We start from the raw sequence: 1,045 nt of genomic DNA on the forward strand, positions 1-1,045 counted from the left end.
CTTCGATCTCGATCCGGCCGCCATCGGGCTGATGGAGACCGGCCAGCAGCTTGATCAGCGTCGACTTGCCGGCTCCGTTCTGACCGACGAGACCGTGGATGGTGCCGCGCCTGACGATCAGCGACGCACCGGCAAGCGCCTGCGCGCCGCCAAAATGCTTGACGATGCCTTCAAAGCGGATGATGTCGTCGCGTGCCGTCACCGGCTGCTTCAATGAAATGGCCGTCATGTCGATCTCTCCCGGCGGGCAGATTCCGAGCGATCCGGCGACGACCGGATCGCTCGGGTTCAATGTCAGCCGATGCCGAGCTTCTTGGTGACTTCGCCGACATTGGTCTTGTTGGCGAGCAGTGCTGGAACATAGGTCTCGCGCGGCAGCGTCTGGCCGGCGAGCAGCTTGGCGACGTTGCGGATGGCGGTGCGGCCGATTTCTGCCGGCTGCTGGGCGACATCGGCGCCGGCCGGGGAATTCGGATCGGCGATGAGCTGGAGTACCTCAGGGCTGCCGTCAACGCCGYAGGTGCGGATCTCGGTGCGCCCGGCAGCCGCCAAAGCCTGGGTCGCGCCAAGCTGCGGAATGTCCCAGGCTGACCAGATCGCCTTGATCGAGCCCTTTTCCGGATATTTGTTGAGGATTGCCGTGATCTGAGTGAAGGCGTCCTGCACGGTGTTCGGGATGACGTCGCGCAGTTCCGGCTGAAGGATTTTCACCTTCGGGAAATATTTGACGACATTGACCAACTGGTCGTAGCGGATCGCGCAGGGGGTTACGCCGTAGAAGCCGTTGAAGACGACGATATTACCTTCGCCGCCGATATCAGAGACGAGCTGCAGCGCCAGGTCCTTGCCGATGCCCCAGTTGTCGGAGGTGGTGTTGTTGATCGAATTGGTCGAACCGACGTCGACGGTCAGAACCGGGATCCCCGCATCACGTGCCTTCTTCAGCCAGGGATCGATGACGCTGAGCGTGCCGAGGATTTGAACGATCGCATCCGGCTTCTGGGCAATCAGCGTCTGCAGCTGCGAGACCAGCTTGCCGTCATTG

General features: G+C 62.0%; 2 protein-coding genes. Both read right to left on the reverse strand.

Annotation, left to right across the window (positions count from 1 at the left end):
- On the reverse strand, positions 1-229 hold a 229-nt coding region (locus AC1D1Z_RS37770), incomplete at its 3' end, for an ATP-binding cassette domain-containing protein (RefSeq protein WP_477853958.1).
- Between the two features lie 65 nt (positions 230-294).
- On the reverse strand, positions 295-1,045 hold a 751-nt coding region (locus AC1D1Z_RS37775; RefSeq protein ID WP_477853959.1), incomplete at its 5' end, for a sugar ABC transporter substrate-binding protein.

The sequence above is a fragment of the Rhizobium sp. P1_E1 genome (assembly GCF_056406015.1).